At 64.8% G+C, this 3,274-nt stretch carries 3 protein-coding genes; 2 read left to right on the forward strand and 1 reads right to left on the reverse strand.

Going from position 1 to position 3,274, the window contains the following annotated elements; translation table 11 throughout:
• Positions 1–222 precede the first annotated feature (222 nt).
• Positions 223–1,137, forward strand: a complete 915-nt coding sequence (locus tag ABGA94_RS13205) for a transposase (RefSeq protein WP_111126928.1) — start codon at positions 223–225, stop codon at positions 1,135–1,137.
• A 214-nt stretch (positions 1,138–1,351) separates the two neighbouring features.
• Here the strand turns inward: ABGA94_RS13205 and ABGA94_RS13210 are convergent, their stop codons facing one another.
• The gene (locus ABGA94_RS13210) at positions 1,352–2,272 is read right to left on the reverse strand and encodes a LysR family transcriptional regulator (RefSeq protein WP_262221473.1); all 921 of its coding nucleotides are present in this window, start codon (positions 2,270–2,272) and stop codon (positions 1,352–1,354) included.
• A gap of 139 nt (positions 2,273–2,411) precedes the next feature.
• Here ABGA94_RS13210 and ABGA94_RS13215 point away from each other — a divergent pair, with 139 nt between their 5' ends.
• Positions 2,412–3,113, forward strand: coding sequence for a pirin family protein (locus ABGA94_RS13215; RefSeq protein ID WP_005416106.1), 702 nt, complete (start codon positions 2,412–2,414; stop codon positions 3,111–3,113).
• Positions 3,114–3,274: the final 161 nt, after the last annotated feature.

Below are 3,274 nucleotides of genomic sequence, written 5' to 3' on the forward strand. Positions count from 1 at the left end.
GCGGCGACCGAGCCTTATCTGATGGAAATCTGTCAGCGTAGGTGTCGAGAGCCGGCGTGGGCCGCCGTACGAGCCTGGATCTCGACGATCGCCATGTAGCTTGGCGCCCACACCGGATTCTCCCTTGATCCGCCCGAACAGTTGCTGGAGCTGACACTCGAAGCGATAAGACTGGGCAAGCGGGGGAGCTCTCGACCCTTCCAGACTATACGGAGTCGGGCAATGAACGGGATCGGGATCGATGTGAGCAAGCGCCGACTGGATATCGGCACGACAGACGGCGAGACTGTGCAGGTCAGCAATAGCCCCTCTGGCTATGCTGAATTGAGCACTTGGTTGAGCACGCGGCCGGCCATTCAGATCGTTCTGGAAGCCACTGGCGGCTATGAGCAGACTGTCCTGGACTTTCTTCACAAGGCCGGCCATCCGGTGATCCGCGCCAACGCCCTGCGGGCGCGTAGACTGGCTCAGGGGCTGGGTAAAGTGGCCAAGACGGACCGCTTGGATGCTCTTGTATTGGCGCAGATGGCCGCACTGGTGGAACTGCCTTCCTATCAGCCACTGGAGCCCTGGCAGCGGAAACTGCGCGAGTTTGTGCGGGCGCGTCGACAAACGATGCAGGCACTGACCGTAGCCCGCCAACAGCAGGAAATGGTGACTGACCGCGAGCTACGCCGGCAGATGCAAGGCAACATCATTCGCCTGCAGACACTGGTCGAGCGACTGGGGAAGCAGATCTCTGAACAGGTCGCGCAGCAGCCCCAACTGGCAGTGCTGAAGTCGATGAAAGGGGTTGGCCCGGCATTGCAGGCGGTGCTGGCCAGCTACCTGCCTGAGCTGGGTCAGATCAGCGGAAAAGCCATTGCCAGCCTGGTCGGCGTGGCGCCGATCTCCCACGACAGCGGGGCCATGCGAGGGAGGCGAAGCATCCACGGTGGCAGGGCCGAGATCCGCCAGGTGCTCTACATGTCGGCCATGTCGGCCATGCGACATGAGCCACGATTGCGGGACTTTTACCGGTCGCTGCGGGCCCGCGGCAAGGAAGGGAAAGTGGCCATCGTGGCGGTGATGCGGAAGATGCTGGTGATTCTCAACGCCCGCGTGCGTGACGCTCAAGGCGGATCGATCCCCGCCTGAAGCCAGCCTGCGCGTGCCCCAAAAGGCTGCCGGCCAGCGGCCGGCACTACCGTGCCCGTCTCATGGAGGGGCCAGGCCCCTCCGTCAACACAGTTGCTCCATGGACGGATTCACGGCGTCCCCCGCAACCGGACCCACCCCGCCATCTCACGGAATGCACGCTGTTGCTGTTGCTTTGGCCTCGGCGGGTGCAGGGCGCAGCCCTGCCAAAGCCCTACCCCCTGGCCATTGCCTGCCACCACTGCGACAGCAGCTCCGGCCTGCGCAGGCGCTCGCGCCACCAGCGCAATGCCGCGCCATCCTCACCGGTGCGCCAGGCCAGCCAGAAGGTCTCTTCCGGCTTGTGCTCCTCCACCTCACGGATCACCAGCTGGCCGCGCGCCACTGCAGCGCGCGCGCACGGCTCGGGCAGGAAGCCGAAGCCCACGCCTTCGCACTGCAGCTTCAATTTACTGGCCATGTCCGGCACCGTCAGCATCTCCTGCCCCATCAACAGGCCCACCGTGCGCGGCAGCAGCCTGCGCGCCGAATCGGAAACGGCGATCGCGCAATGCTCGACCAGCTGCTCGCGACCCAGGACGCCCGACACGTTGGCCAACGGATGTTCGGGTGCGACCGCGAACACGAACTCCACCGTGCCCAGCGGCTCGACCACATAGCCGCCACCACTGGGCCCTTCGCCCGGCGCGCCGACCAACAGGTCCGAACGGCGGTCGAGCAGGGCCTCCCAGGTGCCGGACAGGGCCTCGCCGATCAACCGCAACCGGGTCGGTGCCTCGGCCTCACGGAATGCGGCGATATCCGGCCCAAGCAGCCAGGTCGGGAACACCGAATCCACCGCCAGGGTCAGTTCGGTCTCCCAACCCGACGCCACCCGGCGCACCCGCAGCTCCAGCTCGCGGGCCGCGCGCAGCAGATGCCGGCCTTCGTCCAGCAGCGCGCGCCCGGCCTCGGTCAGCTCTGCACGTGGGCCGACCCGGTCGAACAACTGAACGCCCAGGTCCTCCTCCAGCTTGGCCACGGTGTAGGAGATGGTCGAGGGCACCTTGTGCAGGGCCTTGCCGGCGCCGGCAAAGGAGCCACGGCGGTCGATGGCATCCAGGATCTGCAGGGCATCGAGGCTGAGCTTGAGCATTCGAATTTTTCGATGATGGCCGTCAAAACTATCCGTTTTTCAAACCCCGGGCGCAAGCGGATACTTCTCTCCAACGGGAAAACACAGCGGTCACCGACCACCCCGCCCCATCGAAACCATCGAACAAGGAGATTCCATCATGCTACAGATCCGCAAGAGCGCTACCCGTGGCCTGGCCGAGCATGGCTGGCTGTCCTCGCGCCACACCTTCTCCTTCGCCAACTACTACGACCCCCGTTACGTCAGCTTCGGCCCGTTGCGGGTGATCAACGAAGACAAGGTGATCGGCGGCCAGGGCTTCGGCACCCACGGCCACAGCAACATGGAAATCATCTCCTACGTGCTGGGCGGTGCACTGGAACACAAGGACTCGATGGGCACCGGTTCGGTACTGCGCTACGGCGACGTGCAGCGCATGAGCGCCGGCAGCGGCGTCACCCACAGCGAGTTCAACCACTCCGCCGACGAGACCGTGCATTTCCTGCAGATCTGGATCTTCCCGGACACCGAGAACATCGCGCCGTCCTACGAGGAGACCCACTTCACGCCGGACAGCAAGCGCGGCCAGCTGCGCCTGATCGCTTCGCCGGACGGTGCCGAGGGTTCGCTGCGCATCCACCAGGATGCCCGCATCTTCGCCACCATTCTTGATGGCGGCCAGAAGCTGCATCACGCCCTCGGCAACGGTCGTGGCGCCTATGTGCAGGTGGCGCGTGGCCAGCTGCAGGTCAACGGCATCACCCTGGAAGCCGGTGATGCGCTGCAGGTCAGTGACGAAGCCCAGCTGACCCTGGAAAACGGCAACGACGCCGAAGTGCTGGTGTTCGACCTGCCGCTGTAACGACAACGCCCGCGATGCTGCAGAGCATCGCGGGCGTATGTGTAGAGCCGAGCCCACGCTCGGCTGCGGATTGATGACGTGGGACTTCGCTTCATTCACGGGATGGAAGAAGCCTAGTCCATACATGGCATGGTCGGGCAGGCCGTACCCCACGACCTTGA

It is taken from the genome of Stenotrophomonas sp. 3diitr2024 (genome assembly GCF_042136455.1).
GTDB lineage: Bacteria > Pseudomonadota > Gammaproteobacteria > Xanthomonadales > Xanthomonadaceae > Stenotrophomonas > Stenotrophomonas sepilia.